Raw genomic sequence first — 16,452 nt, forward strand, 5'->3', positions numbered from 1 at the left:
ATCCGCCATGCCCAATGCCGCCGAAATCCTCGTCGACACGCTGATCAACTGGAAAGTGGAGGTCGTCTTCGGCCTGCCGGGCGACGGCATAAACGGCATCATGGAGGCGTTGCGCACCCGTCAGGACCGCATCCGGTTCGTCCAGGTCAGGCACGAAGAATCGGCCGCCTTCATGGCGTGCGCCTATGCCAAATGGACCGGCAGGTTGGGCGTCTGCCTGGCCACCTCGGGACCGGGGGGCACACACCTCCTTACCGGCCTCTATGACGCCAAGCTCGACCAGGCTCCCGTGCTTGCCATCACCGGCATGCAGTTCCACGACCTTATCGAGACTTTTACGCAGCAGGACGTCGACCTGACCCGCGCCTTCAACGACGTCGCCATCTTCAACGCACAGGTCTCCGATGCCGCCCACATGGAAAACCTGGCGGGTCTCGCCTGCCGCTCGGCTCTTGCCCGGCGCGGCGTCGCCCATCTGTCGATTGCCAGCGATGTACAGGAAAACGAGTTGCCCGAGGCAGACCGCTCGAAGCGAAACCGGCCCTCGCACACCCCCGATCGATGGTTCGAAGGCAGCCGGCTTCCGGCTGCCGACCAGCTCGACCAGGCGGTTAAGATTCTCAATGCGGCGAAAAAAGTCGCTATCCTGGCCGGGCGCGGCGCACTCGGCGCGCGCGAAGAACTTGAACGCGCGTCGGACCTGCTGGCGGCGCCCGTCGCCAAGGCGCTGCTCGGCAAAGCCGTGCTGCCCGACGACCATCCGAATACGACCGGGGGCATCGGCATTCTCGGCACCCGCGCCTCGCAGGATGCGCTGAGCGAATGCGACGCCCTGCTGATCATCGGATCGACCTTCCCCTACATCGAATACTATCCCGAACCCGGCAAGGCGCGCGGCGTCCAGATCGACCGTGACGCGCAGAGGATCGGCCTGCGGTATCCCGTCGAGGCAGGGCTCGTAGGCGATGCCGCCGAAACCTTGCGTCTTCTCAACGAACGCCTCGAGCGCAAGAGCGACCGCTCCTTCCTGGGAAAGGCGCGGCAGGAAATGACCCGCTGGCGCGATGCAATGGCATTATCCGAAGCCAAGCCGGATGTGCCGCTGAAGCCGCAACTCGTGGTCAAGGCATTCGGCAGGCGTATGCCCGAGAACGCGATCCTGGCAGCCGATTCAGGACAGAATACCGAGATGGCTGCCAGGCACATCGACATGAAGGCCGGACAGGCATTCGGGGTTTCTGGAGCGCTCGCCTCGATGGCCTGCGGCCTTCCCTATGCGATTGCCGCCGGCATTGCCTTTCCGGGGCGCCCTATCTTCGCAGTGGTTGGGGATGGTGGGCTTGCCATGCAACTCGGCGAATTCTCGACCGCGGTACGGCACGGCATTCCGCTCAAGGTCCTCGTGCTCAAGAACGGCATGCTGAACCAGATCGCCTGGGAGCAGATGATGTTTCTTGGCAATCCGCAATTCGGCTGCGAGCTGCAGCCCATCGATTTCGCCATGGCCGCCGAGGCCATGGGCGGCATCGGCTACAGCGTCTCGCGGCCGGAAGAGGTCGAGGGCGTGCTTGAGGCGGCCTTCGCCACGCAGGGACCGGTGATCATCGAGGCCGTCGTGGACGCCTATGAGCCAATGATGCCGCCCAGGATGCCGCCGGATTATGCGAGGAATTTCCGCAAGGCGCTGCCGGACACGCCTGGACACGACCAGATCGAGGACAATGTCGGCGAGGAGCCGCTGAAGTCCATGATGAACGAAGTTTCCGAGGAAGCGTAGGCACAGCCGATCTCGCCCCACGTCCGCGACGGATGGCGACGTGCGCGGCGACACTGCATAGGGATACTTCTACCGAGTCCGTGGGATCGGTATCGGCGCCCCGACCATCGCGGAAGTCTCGGGCCATGTACCGCTTCGGGGCAGATCCTGCTGTTGCGAGAGTGAAAGGGTTGTGCGGCAGAACTACCGCAAGCCACTGTTCTTGCATGGCAACTTAGCATCAAAAAATCTTTGGGACCCCTCTTGAAGAGATTTCTGGCCGTTCCCAGATCGTTTCGCGTCGAGGCTTCGGCTCGATGAAAAAGGCGTCGCGACACCCGCGGCGTCCCATGTTGCTTTTCGGAGGATATGGATATGAGAAGCGTGGATTTTGCACCCCTTTACCGCACGACGGTCGGCTTCGACCGTCTTTTCGACATGCTCGACAGCAGCATTCGCTCGGACTGGCCTCCCTACAACATTGAAAAGAATAATGAGAACAATTACCGCATCACCATGGCGGTAGCAGGCTACGACCTGGACGAGCTCGAACTCGTGCAGAACGGCGCCGAACTGTGCGTTACCGGACGCAAGAAGCCAGATCCAGAGCAGCGGCAAGTTCTCCACCAAGGCCTTGCGATAGGTAATTTCAGACAGGCCTTCAGGCTGGCCGACCACGTAAGGGTGAAGGCTGCGACGCTGAACTGCGGTTTGCTCGCCATCGAGCTCGTGCGTGAGGTGCCCGAAGAACGCAAGCCGCGTCGCATCGAGATTGGCGTCCGCGACCCTGAAAATATACCGAAGTCGATAAGCCAGGATGTGTCGCGCAAGGCGGCCTAGAATGTCGCAACAACCTGCGGTCCGCCTCCCGGCAACGCCGAGAAGCCAAGATTGCGGAGAACGGAGATGAGAAGCGAAGCTGATATCTTTCTTCAAGCCGGCACAAGAAAACCGACCCGCATCGACGTCTCGCCGGTGCCGAAAAACCCCGGCGACGTTCTCAACTGCTCAACCATGAGCCTTGAGGCGAAGCGTGCCTTGCTTGCCTCATGGGCCTCGCACGCGCATGCGGTTGACGACGCTCCGTCGCTGCGCAGGCTGGATGACGGCTCGGTCATGAATGTGGATGAGATCCTTCGCGCGCTGAAGGCACTGGATGAGCGCGAGCAAGGGCATCCGCCGCACAGGGCGGCGTCTCGGTCCCAGCGGCGTTCTTTCGGCCGCTTCCGTCGAGGGAGTTGGTCCCGCTGGATCGCGGGCATCCGAGGTGAAGACGATGATGACGATCCACCTCCGAGCCCGGTCTGCGCGGCGATCCCGCCGAGGGCAGGCGGTGGCGGGGCATTTTCCCTGCCGGAACCTGAAGCAGCCTAGAGCAATCCCGGGAAAAGCGCATACCGCTTTTTCCCTGGAAATTACGTAGAAACAAACAGTTAGAGCAGTTCGGCGTCTCGTGAAACGATGAACTGCCCCAATGAAGGGGTTGGGGCCAACCCCTCAAAGCATCCAGCCAATGGAGGAAGTTCATGAATGACAAAATGTTCGAGCAGCCTGTTCTGGTGAAGAACGGGGATTTCATGATCGAGGAAGTAGCGTGCCTCGAAGATGCATTCGAGTTTCTGCAGAATTGGCCCCGGAACCGCAGAGGCCCGATTTTCGAAACCGCCCTGCGCGCGTGTCAACGCGCCTATGACGGCCATGTCCCAGCCTCGCTGGCACGCGATGCTTTTGCCGGCTTTGCGCGCTCGGCCAGGATCCTTGAAGACGTCTCGACCTGCATACCCTGGATGGCGGGGATCAAGACGGGCAGAGGCGGCATTTCCGCCTGAGGAGAACGTTCGCCGAACCTTCGGTTTCAAGTATGTCAGGTTCCGAGCAAAGTCATGGAGAGCGCCTAATTCCGTAGGTCGTGCCGCCGGCAGGGCGCGGTGACCGGTGCTAACGCCGGTCACCATGCTTGGCGGTGCCGGTCAGCGGAACATCGAGCCGCCATCAACGTCGAGCGCCGCGCCATAGACGAAGCTCGCGGCGTCCGAGCAAAGAAATAGGATCGCGGCGGCCATGTCGTCGGGCCGGCCCATGCGGCGCATCGGCAAATTGGCCGCGATGCGGTCCTTGAGAGCCTGGTCGATATGGGAATGCATCGGCGAATCGGTCGGCCCCGGATTGAGGGCGTTGATGCGCACCTTCTTTCCCGCCAATTCGCGCGCAACCGACTTCACCAGCGACAGCGTGCCGGCCTTGGACGCCGCATAGGCGGTGTCGGCGATGAGCCCGCCGCCGCCATGCACACCGGCGTCGGAGGCCACGCACACGATATTCCCCCCGCCGGCATTGCCTTGCATGCGCTGCACCGCCCCCTGGACGGTGAAGAAGGTGCCCAGCAGATTGACGCCGAGGACGCGCTGCCAGTGCGCCCAATCCTGCTCCGCGATTCTCTTGGCAGTGATGATCGCCGCGCAGGTCACGACGTTGTCGAGCCGCGCCAGCCTGGCGTCGCAATAGTCGAACATGCGCGCGATGCTGTCGGGGTCGCCCATGTCGGCCACCACCTTGTGCGGTGGTGTCCCGGCCGTTCCGCTCAATTCGTCATGGCGCTTCGCCAACCCCTCGGTATCGCGGTCGCACATCACGACCTCGGCGCCCTTGGAGAGAAAGGCACGGGCGGTCTCGAAACCCATGCCGCTCGCGGCACCGGTCACCAGCACGGTCTTGCCAGCAAAACTGTCCTGGGCAAACGTCGCATAGGGGCCCATCATGATGTCTCCGTGAACAGTAAGGGTTGGCCGGCGGTAAGGTTGGCGAGGCGTGTTCAGGCCTTCAGGTGCAGCGTCACGAGCACGCTGCACTCCGCGCCGCTGTCGAAACGCGCCGCGACGCGCAGCCAGTTGCCAAAATGGCTAAGCCGCGCCATTGCCATGCCGTCGCGCTCGGCCGGCATGACAAACTCGGTGCCTTCGCGCAGCCAGTGCATTCCATCCGGCGAGATCTCGATCCACGCCGTTGCCGCAGGGCCGACAGGTTGCTTCAACGCGCGCACGAAGAAGATCGCCTCGCGCGCCCATCCTGCCTCGTAAGGCTCGCTGGCGGCCTCGCCGCGCCAGCGCTCGTTGCGCGAGACGACCGCGGTGATGTTCTCGGGCAGCATCAGAAGTCTCCGGAAATGCAGATGGAATCGACATAGAGGAAGGCCCGTTTGGCAACGTCGGTTTCAGCGAAGAGGCCGAAATTGAGCATGCACCACAGGTTCTTCATCGCCGGAATGCGGATCGAATCGAATCCCGAGAGATCGAAGCTGCGATCGTTGCAGCGCAGCCCGAGCGCCGTCATCGATTCCAGATCGAAATCGAAGCACAGATAAGTCCAGTTCACCTTGGTGGGGATCTCGTTGTAGCACAGGCGCTGCGATCCGCCGGGAAGGTCGAGCCATCCCTCCGGCGACAGGTGATAGTGGCTGATCGTCTTGTCGTCGCTGCCGATCGGGATGATCTTCTCGGTCTCGCGCTTGTATTGCCATTTTTGCAAGTGCTGGCCGTCGAGCGCGTTCAAAAAGCGCAGATGCGGCATGACCCGATCGCTGTTGCCATCCTGGTCTCCGCCCTGCAGGTCGAACAGGAAGCCGACGGAGCGCACATCGGTTTCGGACAGCTTCAGCGCATTAGCTTCGGGCTTGAAGGTGAAATACATTTCGAAGCGGATCGGTCCGCGCTTCCTGAATGTGTGGCGTTTGATGGCGACGTTGCGGGCTCCCGGCGCGGGACGTGTCGCAACCTTCAACGCATAGGATGAATCCATCCCCCCGTGTGAGCCGGCGTCCCAGTGCGCGAGCGTCGACAGCATGGCGCTGGTATGTTGCGCGTAGCCCGGCAGCATGGTGTCCAGATCGTCCTCATAGTTGCCGACAAGCTGCGACCAGCCGCAATGGCCGCGCGCGAAATCGTCGAACGACAATATCCGCGGCAGCGGGTCGAAGCGGCTGAGCGCGGGGTCCGCGCGCAACAACGCCAGCCGCATCGCCTCGGCGAGGTCAGCGCCCTGGTTTGGAACCTGGTTCTTCATCTCGGCCTCATCCGGCTTTCAGTTTCTTGACGGCGTCCCAGTCGATCTCTATGCCGAGCCCCGGTTTCTGCGGGACGTCCAGCGTGCCGTTCTTCTGCCTGACGCAACCGGGCGCGAGATCGGCCAGACTGGTCTTGAACGGGCTGGCGTCGCACTCGCACTCCATGACGCCGAAATTCGGCATCGCGGCTGCCAGATGGACGCTTGCGGTCTCGCAGACGATGCCCGACATGCCGATATGCGGCGCGTAGCGGACATCATGCGCCGCGGCGTAGTCGGCCATGCGACGCGTCTCGGAGATGCCGCCCGCGCGCGCCACGTCGGGCTGCAGCACGGACAACGTCCGGTTGGCGATCAGGCGCTGCGCCTGGTCCAACGTGAAATTGCTCTCGCCCGCGGCCAGCGGCACGTCGCAGCGCCGGCGCAGTTCCTCATAACCCTGCTCGTTTTCCGGTTGCAGCGGCTCCTCGAACCAGAAATAGCCGTTTGCCGAAAGCGCACGACCTACCTCGACCGCCTCGTCCAGATTGTAGGCCCAGTTCGCATCGACGCAGAGCCCGATCGCATCGCCGGCGCGCTTGCGGATGCGCTCGATCCGTTTGCAGGCTTCGCGCACGGGCCGCGCCATCTTAACCTTGATGCGCGTAAAGCCCTCGCCGAGATAACGATCGAGTTCAGCGTCGGCGGCATCGTCGTCGACCCAGTTGACCGCGGCGGCATAGACGTCGATGCGGTCGCGTCCGACACCGCCGAGAAGCTTCGCGATCGGCTGCCCGGTCGCCTTGCCCAATATATCCCATAGCGCGATGTCCACGCCGGCGATGGCCTCGATCAGCACGCCGCCCGCCCTGCCCGAAAGCGCGCGGCGCATGGACTGCCATAGGGCGCCGATGTTGCGCGCGTCCTGGCCGAGCAGGCGCGGCTTGAGCGAGCTTTCGATCAGCTCGACATAAGCCTTGGGCGAGAACCGCGCCAGGGTTTCGCCTACGCCGACAATGCCCTCGCTCGTGCGCACTTCGACCAGGACCAGCGAGACCTTTTCATAGACGCCCCAGGACGTGACCGTGGGCCGGGGCAATGTCTGGCTGAGGGGATGGGCAATCACCTCGGCAATCTTCAGCGGCCCCGCCGCGATTGGATCGCTCACGTGCATCGGCTCCAGATTTCTCCCTTGGTCCTCTCGCACCGCCTTCATAGCTTTCACTTGTAAACTTAGCAACCAAAAAACTTAGTTGCTATGTTCGGGAAAACCGTGCTAGTGAGCTCGGAAAGGATTCCGAATGCCCCTGGACGAAGCACGCAAGCCGATTTTCTCTGCGAAACTCGCGAGCCCTTCCCGCCTCGCGGACGGCGTCTCGGATGCGATCGCCGCGGCGTTGTTCGACGGACGCATCGCGCCTGGCGAAGCGCTGCCGCCGGAAGGCGAGATCGCCAGGGAATTCGGCGTCTCCAAGCCCATCGCACGCGAGGCGCTGCGCCAGTTGACCAGCGCCGGCCTCGTTTCGACGCAGCAAGGAAAAGTTGCCCGCGCCAAGGCACTCAGCGGCGAGCCGATGGAGCGCATCTACGCCTATGCGGTCCGTTCGAGCCTGACGCGGCTTCAGGAAGCCAACGAGATGCGCCGCGTCATCGAGGTTGGCATAGCCAAGCTGGCCGCCGAGCGCCGCGATCCGCGCGGCTTGGAAATGATGCGCCAGGCCGTGCTCGACATGCACGCCGGCATCGGCAGGCCCGGCGATTTCACGCAAGCCGACATTCTGTTCCACCTCGGCCTCGCGACGGCCACGGGCAACTCCATGATCCGTATTCAGATGGAAGGGATGCGGTCTGTCCAACGCGAGGTTTCTGAACTGTTCTCCCAGCGCTCCAACCGCACGGAAGCGGATTGGCGGGCGACCGTCGAACGGCACCAGGCGATCTACGACGCGATCGTGACGGGCGACACCGATCTCGCGGACCGGCGCATTCACGAGCATTTCGACGCGGCCGACATCGCCTCGTTCGAGGTGGCCGGCAAGCTCGGGGAGCCGTCGCCGTGAGCAAGGACCGTTTTTCCCTTGCCGGACGGCGGGCGCTGGTGACCGGCGCCAGCTCCGGCATCGGGCGCGCGGTTGCGATCGCCCTGGCGCAGCATGGCGCCAGCGTCGCGCTGCATCACTTCGGTGACGCCGCCGGCGCGCGCGAAACGGCTGCCGCTATCGGCCCGGGCACCGCGGTTCTCGAGGCCGATTTCACCGATAGCAAGTCAATGTCGGCCTTTACCGATGAAGCCGCCGGCGCCGGGCCCATCGACATCCTCGTCTCGAACGGCGCGATCGAGCGGCGCCGTGCATGGAGCGAGATCGACGAAGCGCATATCCAGGCCCATGTGGCGGCAAACTTCACGGCCCTGCTTACCCTGGCCACGCGGCTCGTTCCCGCCATGGCCAAGCGCGGATGGGGACGCGTGGTCGCGACCGGCAGCGTGATGGCGAGGCGTCCGCGCGCGGAAACGATCGTCTATGCTTCGCTGAAGGCGGCGCAACTTACGGCGGTGCGCGCCATGGCACGCGAGGTTGCGCCGCATGGCGTCACCATGAATGTGGTATCGCCCGGCGCGATCGAGACGGAGGCAACCACCGAGCGCTACCGGGACGCAGCCTTCCGCCAAGCGGTCGCGGCGAAGATTCCCGCCGGCCGCCACGGCCAGGCCGACGACCTCGTCGGCGCCTTCGTTTTTCTGTGCAGCGACGCCGCCCGCTACGTCACCGGGGCTGACCTGCCCGTCGACGGCGGCTGGACGATCGGCGACGCGCCCAGCGCGCTGCCGGGGACAACAGCATGACAAGTCGCCGCCGCCTGCCGGCCCGTTCGTTGCGCGCCCGCAGTTGTTGATTGGACCATCGGCGTTTCGGGAGGAAACCATGAAGACCGCAATCAAACTTGCACTATCGACCTTGGCGCTGTGCGCCCTGTCGGCGCACTCGCTGGCCCAGGAACTCCGAGTGACCGTGTGGACGGGCAGCGAGGCCCACCTCAAGATGCTGAACGGCATCGCCCAGGGCTTCATCGCCAAGCATCCGGGCGTCACGGCGCCTTCGTCAACTCCAACAAGCTGATCCCGCCCGAGCAGATGAAAAGCATCGCCGCAGCGATCGTCAACGGCCGCGTTCACCCTTCGCATGAGCATGTGCCGCAGATATTCGCCGCGATGGCGCCGCGCGTCGACGCGCTGTGGCGGGCCGACGCCAATGTCGAAGAGGCGCTGAAGGGCGTCTGCGCCGCCATTCAGCCATTGCTCTGACAGGATCTCGGTTCATGGCCGGCATGGCATCCCGGGACAATGCGGCGCGCCCTGCCAGCGCGCCGTGGCTGAGCTTGAAGGCCAGGGAGATGCTGGAGGCATGGCTGTTCGTCAGCCCGACCTTGATCGGCTTCCTGGTCTTCTTCCTTGGGCCGCTGGTCGCCATCTTCTATTATTCGACGACCGAGTGGAACCTGCTCAGCCAGCAGGCGGCCTTCGTCGGGCTTCGCAATTTCCAGAATGCGCTGCTGGAGAACCCCGACTTCTGGCATGTCGTGCGCAATTCCGTGATCTTCGCGCTGGGGCTCGTTCCCCTGAACATGGCGCTGGCGCTCTCCCTCGCGCTTGCGCTTTCGCGGCCGTTCTTCGGCGTCGTCTTCTTTCGCACGGTCTTCTTCGCGCCGGTGGTCACATCGGCGATCGCCTGGGCCATCGTCTGGAAATTCATGCTGCAGGGCGAAGGCGGCGCCGTGAACCAGATGCTCGCCTGGATCGGCATCGATGGCCCGAACTGGTTGCGCGAGCCCAACTGGGCGATGGCGGCCGTCATCGTCACCCGCGTCATCAAGATGGTCGGGCTCAACATGATCCTCTACATCGCGGCGCTCCAGTCGATACCGCGCGACTACGAGGAGGCAGCCGCGCTGGAAGGTGCCTCGCGCTGGCAGATCTTTCGCATGATCACCTGGCCGCTGCTCGCGCCGACGACGCTGGTCATCATGGTTCTGACGACGATCGGCTCGTTCAAGGTGTTCGACCACATCTACCAGATGACCGGCGGCGGCCCGGAAAACGGTACCCTGGTGCTGGCCTTCTACATCTATCAGCAAGGCTTCAAATTCTTCAACGTCGGTTACGCGGCCGCGCTCGCCCTGATCATGTTCGTCATCGTGATGGCGCTGACCCTCGTGCAGGTGATGTTGCGGCGGAAGGAGATGGAGTGACCCCGCCCCGGACCGAGATTCTCTATCGCATCTGCTGGACCATGGCGCTGCTACTTTTGGCCGTGCCCTTCGTGTTCCCGTTCCTGTGGATGATTTCCGGCGGCTTCAAGAGCACCACCGAAATCTTCGGCGCGCCGACCTTGATTCCCCGCGTCTGGCGCTTCGAGAACTTCGCGGAAGTGTTCACCTATCAGCCCTTCGCGCGGCAGTATTTCAACTCGCTCTATATCGCCGCGACGGCGACGGTGCTGACCCTGTTCATTGCCTCGCTCGCGGGCTACGCGCTGGCGCGCATCCGCTTTGCCGGCGCCGGGCTGTTGATGCTGTTCCTGGTGATGGCGCTGATGGTGCCGGAAGAGGTCACCATCATCCCTAACTTCTTCCTGATCCGCGCCATGGGCCTGATCGACACGCACTGGCCGCTCATCCTTCTGCCGGTCTTCGGCCCGCAGGGCGTGGTGGCGACCTTCCTGATGCGTCAGTTCTTCCTGGCGCTACCCAGGGAACTCGAAGAAGCCGGCAAGATGGATGGCCTGTCGCGGTTCGGCGGTCTGGTTGAAGATCGCCCTGCCCATGGCGCGGCCGGCGCTCGCCGCGGTTGCGATCATCACCTTTCTGCATTCGTGGAACCTGCCAAGAAAGTCACCGAGGCCAATCCCGGCAAATGGGGCTTCGAGTTCAAGGATGGCGAAGGTTACGCATCGCGCATGACGCACGCCTTGCTGCCCCCTGTGCGCGCCTATGGCGGCGATCTTTGGGCCAATGGCCAGTGCGGCCTCGACAAGCCTGAAGCGGTGGCTGCCATCAAGCAGCTCCACGACATGGTGTTCAAGGACAAGTCGATCGTGCCGCCGGGAGAGCAGGGCGACTACTTCTCCGGCAATTCGGCGATGACCGTGAACCAGATCTCGCGAGCCTCGAAGATGCCCGAGGCGGGCTTCAAATGGGGCATCGCCCCTTTGCCTTCGGGACCGGCCGGCGAGGCTCCGGTCATCGGCCAGGCCGCGCTGACCGTCTTTGCGTCCGGCAAGAACAAGGAGCTTGCCGCGCAACTGGTGGCCGACATGACCAGCAAGGACAATGTGGCTGTCATGGCCCAGTTCTTTCCGCCGGCCCGCAAGAGCGTCCTGGAGAGCGACGCGGCAACGTGAACTTTTCGAGCGAACTGAGGAAGATCAGCGGCTCGAGGAAGAGGACCTCCTGGAATTTCTGCATGTTCCACTCGCCTTTCGCGGCGAGCTGGTTGGGATCTTCGACACCTGCTTTGTCGAACATGTCCTTGTTGTAGTAGATCAGGAAAGGCGAGGTGGAGAAGGGCACGCCGTAGACCTTGCCGTCCTTCTGCCAGAGCGCCATGGCCGGTTGGGAGAAATCGTCGAAATTGTATCCCTCGGTCGCCCACGGATGACCTCGACCGTTCCGAACCGCTTGCGGATGTCCTTGAGCAGAAGCTTTGTCATGACTCCCCTTATCCCTTGACGCCGGAGAGGGCGAAGCTCTCGATGATCTGGCGCTGGGCGATCAGATAGATGATGAGAATGGGAACCACGGCCAGGCTGGTCGCCGCCAATTGCAGATTCCACAAGGGCAGGCCGTAGCTGTCGTTGAAGTTGGACAGCGCCAGCCGCCTTGAGCGTCGGGCCGATGTCCATTAGCAGCCCGGCGTTCTCGAAGGCGGGTGCGGCATCCTCCATCATCCAGGCGATGTCGGGGGCGTTGCCCCCGGCGACCTGGAAAGTGAGCTTCTGCGTGTAGTCGGCGACCGGAACGGTCTCGAATTTACGTCGATCTCGAGATCGAGGATGGCGAGTTCGTGGTCTTCGTCGGCCCGTCGGGATGCGGGAAGTCGACGCTGTTGCGGCTGATCTCCGGCCTCGAGCATCTCAGCGAGGGCGAACTCCACATTGGCGGCCGTCTGGTCAATGAGGTTCCGGCGGCCAGGCGCGGCGTGGCCATGGTGTTCCAGTCCTACGCGCTCTACCCTCACCTGACCGTCCGCGACAATATGGGCTTCGGCCTCAAGGTCCGCAAAGTGCCGGCCGGCGAGCGCGCCCGGCGCGTCTCGGAGGCCGCCGCGACGCTGAAGCTCGAGCCGTTGCTCGACCGTTTCCCGCGTCAGCTGTCGGGCGGGCAGCGCCAGCGCGTGGCCATCGGCCGCGCCATCGTCGCCAATCCCGACGTCTTCCTTTTCGACGAACCGCTTTCGAACCTCGACGCCGAACTGCGTGTGCACATGCGCTCCGAGATCGCCGCGCTCCACCAGCGCCTGTCGACGACGATGATCTACGTGACCCACGATCAGATCGAGGCCATGACGCTTGCCGACAAGATCGTCGTGTTGCGCGACGGAAGGATCGAACAGGTCGGCTCGCCGCGCGAGCTCTACGACAGCCCCCGAACCATTTTCGTCGCCCAGTTCATCGGCAGCCCGAAGATGAACATCCTGCCGCTCGCCGATGGGCGGCCAATCACCCACGGGGCGTCCGTGCCTGCGGCGGCCGTCTCGATCGGCGTTCGGCCCGAGCACCTGTCGCTGGCCCAGCCTTCGTCCGCCACGCTGCGCGGCAAGGTAAAGCTTGCCGAATACACCGGCGCCGTCACGCTCATCCACGTGGAATTGGACGCGGGCCAGACTTGTCTTGTCATCCACAATCAAGGAACGGCGCCCGAGATCGGCGCCGAGATCGGCCTGGACGCAGCCCCGACGAACCTGCACTTCTTCGACGGCGAGGGCCGCGCGGTCTGACGCGATCAGGAATGGCCAGCGCGTAGCCGGCGTGCGGACGCGATGACCCGCGGAAGCATGAGAACGGGCGAATGACCCGCCGCATTGCCTTCTGTACCCGCTCGCTGGATAGTTCCGGCCATGCTGCAGAGCCTGACGACTCACTGGCCTCAAATCCTGGCGATCATCTCGGTGATGATCGCGAGCGTTGGCATTGCCCATGCCGTCATGACCAAGGAGGACGTCCGGGCCGCCACCGGCTGGGTCGGCGTGATGGTGCTGTCGCCGATCCTGGGGGTGCTGATCTATGCCGTGGCCGGCATCAACCGCATCCGTCGCGCCTCGATCAGCGCACAGCGCTCGCTTGCCGGCGATCTGGCGTCCGCCAGGCACGACCGCGACATTGCCGCCGAGGAGGCCCTGATCATCGAACGATACGGGCCGCGCTTCATCGGCCTCAGGACGCTGGGCGACAGGGTCGCGCGGCGCGCGCTTCATCCGGGAAACGCCATCACGGTCCTGGAAACAGGCGACGAAGCCTATACCGCGATGTGCGCGGCCATCGACGGCGCCGAACGCAGCGTCCTGCTCGAAACCTATATTTTCGACAATGACCCCGTCGGCCTGCTCTTCGTGGAATCCCTTGCCCGGGCCGTCCGGCGCGGCGTCAGCGTGCGCGTGTTGATCGACGCCGTGGGCGCCCGCTATTCCGTGCCCAGCATATTGGGCCACCTGCGCGGCGCCGACATCACCGCCGGGCTCTTCAACGGCAACATCGTCATGGGCCTGCACCTGCCCTATGCCAATCTGAGGACCCACCGGAAAATCCTGGTGGTCGACGGCACGGTTGCCTTTACCGGCGGCATGAACATTCGCAAGGGTTTTTCCGCCGAGTTTGCCGGCTCCAACAGTTCCAGGGACACGCATTTTCGCGTGACCGGTCCAGTGGTAGCCGACCTCTTTTCGGTTGCCGCCGAAGATTGGCGTTTCGCCAGCAACGAGGCGCTGAAGGGCGATGCCTGGCGAATTGCCCCGCTGTCGCCGGCGCCCGCCACGCCCATGCTGGTGCGGGCGGTCGCGTCCGGCCCGGACGCCAGCGTCGAGACCAATCACAAGCTGCTGATCGGCGCCTTCTCCGTCGCGCGCAAATCGATCCGCCTCATGTCGCCCTATTTCCTGCCGGACCGCGAACTGATCAGCGCCCTGACGACCGCGGCAAGACGCGGTGTCGAAATCGACATCGTGGTGCCGGCGGTGAACAATCTTTTCCTTGTCGACCGTGCGATGACGGCGCAGTTCGACCAGGTTCTGAAGCACTATTGCCGCGTCTGGCGCACGGAAGGACCTTTCGACCATTCGAAGCTGCTTTCGATCGATGGTGCATGGGCCTATGTCGGGTCTTCCAACCTTGACGCCAGGTCGCTACGGCTCAATTTCGAGATCGACCTGGAGGTACTCGACGCCGGCTTCGCCAGCGAGGTCGAAAAGCGGATCGCGGCGGCGATCGAGACAGCCGTCCCTGTCACGCTGGAAGCATTGCGGGCGCGGCCATTCGTCATCCGTCTGTTCGATCGCATCCTGTGGCTGGGCTCGCCCTATCTTTAACAAAAGGACGTGTTTGCCAGATAGCTTGAAATCGATGATGGAACAGATGCCGAAAGGTTCTATTCTTTGAGGTGCATGGTGCAAGCAGCAGGAATGGCGGGCAAACGATGCGGGTGAACGGGCGCAGCCTGCCGGCAAGCATGCTTTTGTCCATTCGCGACAAGCGGATGCGGAAGGCCAATGCCACGTCGACCAACAAGGCGGACGCCACCGGAACGCTGGTCGCCTCCTACAATGTCCACAAATGCATCGGCGTCGACCGCAAGTTCGATCCCGACCGCACCAGCCGCGTCATCCGCGAGATCGACCCGGATGTCATCGCCCTGCAGGAAGCGGACAACCGTTTCGGCGACCGGACCGGACTTCTCGACCTGTCCCGGCTCGAACTGGAAACCGGCTTGGTGCCGGTGCCGATTTCGGCGACCGGCAAGGGCCATGGCTGGCACGGCAACGTCTTGCTTTTCAAAAAGGGCGTCGTGCGCGACGTGCATCAGATCAGGCTTCCCGGGTTGGAACCGCGTGGCGCTCTGGTGGCGGAAATCGACCTCGACGGAAGCCAGTCCCTGCGCGTCATCGCGGCGCATTTGGGCCTGCTGCGCCGTTCGCGGTCGCAGCAGGCACAGGTCGTCCTGGATATCATGAACAGCCCCGACGAGAAGCCGACGCTGCTGCTCGGCGACCTTAACGAATGGCGCCTCGGAAACCGCTCCGCGCTGAACACGCTGCATCTGACGTTTGGACCGCTGCCTCCGGCTGTTCCCACCTTCCCCTCGAACCTGCCGCTGCTGGCGCTCGACCGCATCATGGCCAACCGGCACGGAATGATCGCGGCCGTCGAAGCGCATGACACGCCGCTGTCGCGGGTCGCCTCCGACCATCTGCCGCTGACCGCCTTTGTCCGCCTGTAGCCACGCGCCGATAACGCCTTGATGTCGACCGCGTTGGAAAGCGTGTAGGGCGGTATCGGAACGGCGGCTCCTTTTGCGAGTTGATATGGCTTGGACAACAGGAGGACGAGACATGAGAAGCTTTTTCCTGGCCTCGATGATGGCGTTGGCCGCTTCGGCTTCCGTCATTGCGCCGACGCAGGCCGCGAGCGTCACCATCCAGTCCGGCGACGAGCCCCAGTATTCGCCCGACGACGACTATGACAATGGCGAGGTCGTCGTGCGCCGCCATCACGATCGCCAGCGTTATATCGACAATCGCTATAACGACGACGAGGACAGCGATGTTCGTTACAGCGACCGCGAATACCGCCGCTACCATCGTCACCACCGCTGCCACATCGAGTTGGTGAAACACTGGCGCCACCATCACAGGGTGATCGAAGAGGTTCGTGTCTGCACCTGACCGAGGATCGCTGAAGTGCATCTGCGTGGCCTGATTGCAATGCGGTAAGCTGCGGCCACGCCCCTTCCGCTGCACTGGCTATGCCGCATTGCACAATTCCGCGACCTTGCCCACAATGCGGGGCATGGTCCTATCCTCCCTAGCCGTCCTGGTGATCGACGAAAACCGTATCCGCGCCTCGATCATCGAGGCGGGACTGCGCGAGGCCGGCCATCAGCGGGTGACCGTCGTCCATGACGTGGCGGGCATTGCGCGCCGCATCGCCGAGATCGAACCCGACGTGATTGTCATCGACCTCGAAAACCCCAACCGCGACATGCTGGAGAACATGTTCCAGCTGTCGCGCGCGGTGAAGCGCCCGATCGCCATGTTCGTCGACCGTTCCGACCAGGCCTCTATCGAGGCCGCGGTCGATGCCGGCGTGTCCGCCTATGTCGTCGATGGCCTCAGGCAGGAACGCGTGAAGCCGATCCTCGACATGGCCGTCAGCCGCTTCAACGCCTTTTCGCGCATGGCACGCGAACTGGAGGAAGCGCGCAGCGAACTCGAGAACCGCAAGGTCATCGACCGCGCCAAGGGGATATTGATGAAATCGCGGGGTCTGAGCGAAGACGCGGCCTACACGCTGCTGCGCAAGACGGCGATGAACCAGAACCGCAAGATCAGCGACATCGCCCATAGCCTGGTGACGACAGCCGGGCTGCTCGGGCCGCTGGAGGATGAATGA

At 63.5% G+C, this 16,452-nt stretch carries 19 protein-coding genes and 3 pseudogenes; 15 read left to right on the plus strand and 7 right to left on the minus strand.

Annotated features, from left to right (window positions below; translation table 11 throughout):
- The first annotated feature begins 7 nt into the window (after positions 1–7).
- The 4 genes from FJ979_RS28370 to FJ979_RS28385 all read left to right on the plus strand — a co-directional run bounded on the left by FJ979_RS28370 (position 8) and on the right by FJ979_RS28385 (position 3,585).
- Complete coding sequence (locus FJ979_RS28370; RefSeq protein WP_140584377.1) at positions 8–1,777, plus strand: thiamine pyrophosphate-dependent enzyme; 1,770 nt, start codon at positions 8–10, stop codon at positions 1,775–1,777.
- A gap of 354 nt (positions 1,778–2,131) precedes the next feature.
- Positions 2,132–2,596 (plus strand): Hsp20 family protein, encoded by a 465-nt coding sequence (locus FJ979_RS28375; protein ID WP_140584378.1) that lies wholly within the window; start codon positions 2,132–2,134, stop codon positions 2,594–2,596.
- Between the two features lie 66 nt (positions 2,597–2,662).
- Positions 2,663–3,130, plus strand: a complete 468-nt coding sequence (locus tag FJ979_RS28380; RefSeq protein WP_140584379.1) for a hypothetical protein — start codon at positions 2,663–2,665, stop codon at positions 3,128–3,130.
- A 152-nt stretch (positions 3,131–3,282) separates the two neighbouring features.
- A complete protein-coding gene (locus FJ979_RS28385; protein ID WP_140584380.1) occupies positions 3,283–3,585 on the plus strand; it encodes a DUF982 domain-containing protein in 303 nt (100 codons plus the stop codon).
- A 141-nt stretch (positions 3,586–3,726) separates the two neighbouring features.
- On the opposite strand, the gene FJ979_RS28390 is transcribed toward FJ979_RS28385, so the two are convergent.
- The 4 genes from FJ979_RS28390 to FJ979_RS28405 are packed head-to-tail and all read right to left on the minus strand — an operon-like array spanning position 3,727 to position 6,962.
- On the minus strand, positions 3,727–4,515 hold the full coding sequence (locus tag FJ979_RS28390) for an SDR family oxidoreductase (RefSeq protein WP_140584381.1): 789 nt from the start codon (positions 4,513–4,515) through the stop codon (positions 3,727–3,729).
- A 53-nt stretch (positions 4,516–4,568) separates the two neighbouring features.
- Entirely contained in the window at positions 4,569–4,904 is a 336-nt protein-coding gene (locus FJ979_RS28395; RefSeq protein ID WP_140496164.1) for a hypothetical protein, read from the minus strand.
- Positions 4,904–5,770 carry a DUF6772 family protein gene (locus FJ979_RS28400; RefSeq protein WP_140522704.1) on the minus strand — a complete coding sequence of 289 codons (867 nt, stop codon included), beginning with the start codon at positions 5,768–5,770 and terminating at the stop codon, positions 4,904–4,906. The genes FJ979_RS28395 and FJ979_RS28400 overlap by 1 nt, the downstream gene beginning before the upstream one ends.
- A gap of 52 nt (positions 5,771–5,822) precedes the next feature.
- The gene (locus tag FJ979_RS28405; RefSeq protein ID WP_224684726.1) at positions 5,823–6,962 is read right to left on the minus strand and encodes a mandelate racemase/muconate lactonizing enzyme family protein; all 1,140 of its coding nucleotides are present in this window, start codon (positions 6,960–6,962) and stop codon (positions 5,823–5,825) included.
- Between the two features lie 133 nt (positions 6,963–7,095).
- Here FJ979_RS28405 and FJ979_RS28410 point away from each other — a divergent pair, with 133 nt between their 5' ends.
- The 6 genes from FJ979_RS28410 (at position 7,096) to FJ979_RS28430 (ending at position 11,193) form a co-directional block, all read left to right on the plus strand.
- Positions 7,096–7,854, plus strand: coding sequence for a FadR/GntR family transcriptional regulator (locus FJ979_RS28410; protein ID WP_140584382.1), 759 nt, complete (start codon positions 7,096–7,098; stop codon positions 7,852–7,854).
- Entirely contained in the window at positions 7,851–8,639 is a 789-nt protein-coding gene (locus FJ979_RS28415) for an SDR family oxidoreductase (protein WP_140584383.1), read from the plus strand. The genes FJ979_RS28410 and FJ979_RS28415 overlap by 4 nt, the downstream gene beginning before the upstream one ends.
- Before the next feature lie 79 nt (positions 8,640–8,718).
- Positions 8,719–8,913, plus strand: coding sequence for a hypothetical protein (locus tag FJ979_RS32710; protein ID WP_181181817.1), 195 nt, complete (start codon positions 8,719–8,721; stop codon positions 8,911–8,913).
- A 14-nt stretch (positions 8,914–8,927) separates the two neighbouring features.
- Positions 8,928–9,098, plus strand: a complete 171-nt coding sequence (locus tag FJ979_RS28420; RefSeq protein ID WP_181181818.1) for a hypothetical protein — start codon at positions 8,928–8,930, stop codon at positions 9,096–9,098.
- Positions 9,099–9,121: 23 nt separating this feature from the next.
- A complete protein-coding gene (locus tag FJ979_RS28425) occupies positions 9,122–10,042 on the plus strand; it encodes a sugar ABC transporter permease (protein ID WP_140584405.1) in 921 nt (306 codons plus the stop codon).
- Positions 10,039–11,193 (plus strand): extracellular solute-binding protein, encoded by a 1,155-nt coding sequence (locus FJ979_RS28430; RefSeq protein ID WP_246679381.1) that lies wholly within the window; start codon positions 10,039–10,041, stop codon positions 11,191–11,193. The genes FJ979_RS28425 and FJ979_RS28430 overlap by 4 nt, the downstream gene beginning before the upstream one ends.
- Before the next feature lie 43 nt (positions 11,194–11,236).
- On the opposite strand, the pseudogene FJ979_RS33495 reads toward FJ979_RS28430, so the two are convergent.
- From FJ979_RS33495 to FJ979_RS28445, 3 pseudogenes are all read right to left on the minus strand, one after another.
- A pseudogene (locus FJ979_RS33495) lies at positions 11,237–11,434 on the minus strand (extracellular solute-binding protein); the annotation flags it as partial.
- Positions 11,435–11,510: 76 nt separating this feature from the next.
- Positions 11,511–11,666 (minus strand): annotated as a pseudogene (locus FJ979_RS33500) (carbohydrate ABC transporter permease); the annotation flags it as partial.
- A pseudogene (locus FJ979_RS28445) lies at positions 11,665–11,823 on the minus strand (extracellular solute-binding protein); the annotation flags it as partial. The pseudogenes FJ979_RS33500 and FJ979_RS28445, both read right to left, overlap by 2 nt.
- On the opposite strand from FJ979_RS28445, the gene FJ979_RS28450 reads away from it, so the two are divergent.
- From FJ979_RS28450 to FJ979_RS28470, 5 genes are all read left to right on the plus strand, one after another.
- A complete protein-coding gene (locus FJ979_RS28450) occupies positions 11,820–12,788 on the plus strand; it encodes an ABC transporter ATP-binding protein (protein ID WP_140584384.1) in 969 nt (322 codons plus the stop codon). The pseudogene FJ979_RS28445 and the gene FJ979_RS28450 sit on opposite strands and share 4 nt — an antisense overlap.
- A 120-nt stretch (positions 12,789–12,908) precedes the next feature.
- Complete coding sequence (locus FJ979_RS28455) at positions 12,909–14,372, plus strand: phosphatidylserine/phosphatidylglycerophosphate/cardiolipin synthase family protein (RefSeq protein WP_140584385.1); 1,464 nt, start codon at positions 12,909–12,911, stop codon at positions 14,370–14,372.
- Between the two features lie 107 nt (positions 14,373–14,479).
- Positions 14,480–15,280 carry an endonuclease/exonuclease/phosphatase family protein gene (locus tag FJ979_RS28460; protein ID WP_140513604.1) on the plus strand — a complete coding sequence of 267 codons (801 nt, stop codon included), beginning with the start codon at positions 14,480–14,482 and terminating at the stop codon, positions 15,278–15,280.
- 112 nt (positions 15,281–15,392) lie between these two features.
- Entirely contained in the window at positions 15,393–15,725 is a 333-nt protein-coding gene (locus tag FJ979_RS28465; RefSeq protein WP_140496173.1) for a hypothetical protein, read from the plus strand.
- 124 nt (positions 15,726–15,849) lie between these two features.
- The gene (locus tag FJ979_RS28470; RefSeq protein ID WP_140496174.1) at positions 15,850–16,452 is read left to right on the plus strand and encodes an ANTAR domain-containing response regulator; all 603 of its coding nucleotides are present in this window, start codon (positions 15,850–15,852) and stop codon (positions 16,450–16,452) included.

It is taken from the genome of Mesorhizobium sp. B1-1-6, assembly GCF_006443035.1.
Lineage (GTDB): Bacteria > Pseudomonadota > Alphaproteobacteria > Rhizobiales > Rhizobiaceae > Mesorhizobium.

Coding starts and splice junctions, on each gene's coding strand:
- FJ979_RS32710 (WP_181181817.1), top strand. CDS start 8,719: ATGAAGACCGCAATCAAACTTGCACTATCGACCTTGGCGCTGTGCGCC.
- FJ979_RS28375 (WP_140584378.1), top strand. CDS start 2,132: ATGAGAAGCGTGGATTTTGCACCCCTTTACCGCACGACGGTCGGCTTC.
- FJ979_RS28465 (WP_140496173.1), top strand. CDS start 15,393: ATGAGAAGCTTTTTCCTGGCCTCGATGATGGCGTTGGCCGCTTCGGCT.
- FJ979_RS28390 (WP_140584381.1), bottom strand. CDS start 4,515: ATGATGGGCCCCTATGCGACGTTTGCCCAGGACAGTTTTGCTGGCAAG.
- FJ979_RS28425 (WP_140584405.1), top strand. CDS start 9,122: ATGGCATCCCGGGACAATGCGGCGCGCCCTGCCAGCGCGCCGTGGCTG.
- FJ979_RS28400 (WP_140522704.1), bottom strand. CDS start 5,770: ATGCGGCTGGCGTTGTTGCGCGCGGACCCCGCGCTCAGCCGCTTCGAC.
- FJ979_RS28410 (WP_140584382.1), top strand. CDS start 7,096: ATGCCCCTGGACGAAGCACGCAAGCCGATTTTCTCTGCGAAACTCGCG.
- FJ979_RS28455 (WP_140584385.1), top strand. CDS start 12,909: ATGCTGCAGAGCCTGACGACTCACTGGCCTCAAATCCTGGCGATCATC.
- FJ979_RS28380 (WP_140584379.1), top strand. CDS start 2,663: ATGAGAAGCGAAGCTGATATCTTTCTTCAAGCCGGCACAAGAAAACCG.
- FJ979_RS28395 (WP_140496164.1), bottom strand. CDS start 4,904: ATGCTGCCCGAGAACATCACCGCGGTCGTCTCGCGCAACGAGCGCTGG.
- FJ979_RS28385 (WP_140584380.1), top strand. CDS start 3,283: ATGAATGACAAAATGTTCGAGCAGCCTGTTCTGGTGAAGAACGGGGAT.
- FJ979_RS28370 (WP_140584377.1), top strand. CDS start 8: ATGCCCAATGCCGCCGAAATCCTCGTCGACACGCTGATCAACTGGAAA.
- FJ979_RS28470 (WP_140496174.1), top strand. CDS start 15,850: ATGGTCCTATCCTCCCTAGCCGTCCTGGTGATCGACGAAAACCGTATC.
- FJ979_RS28420 (WP_181181818.1), top strand. CDS start 8,928: ATGAAAAGCATCGCCGCAGCGATCGTCAACGGCCGCGTTCACCCTTCG.
- FJ979_RS28460 (WP_140513604.1), top strand. CDS start 14,480: ATGCGGGTGAACGGGCGCAGCCTGCCGGCAAGCATGCTTTTGTCCATT.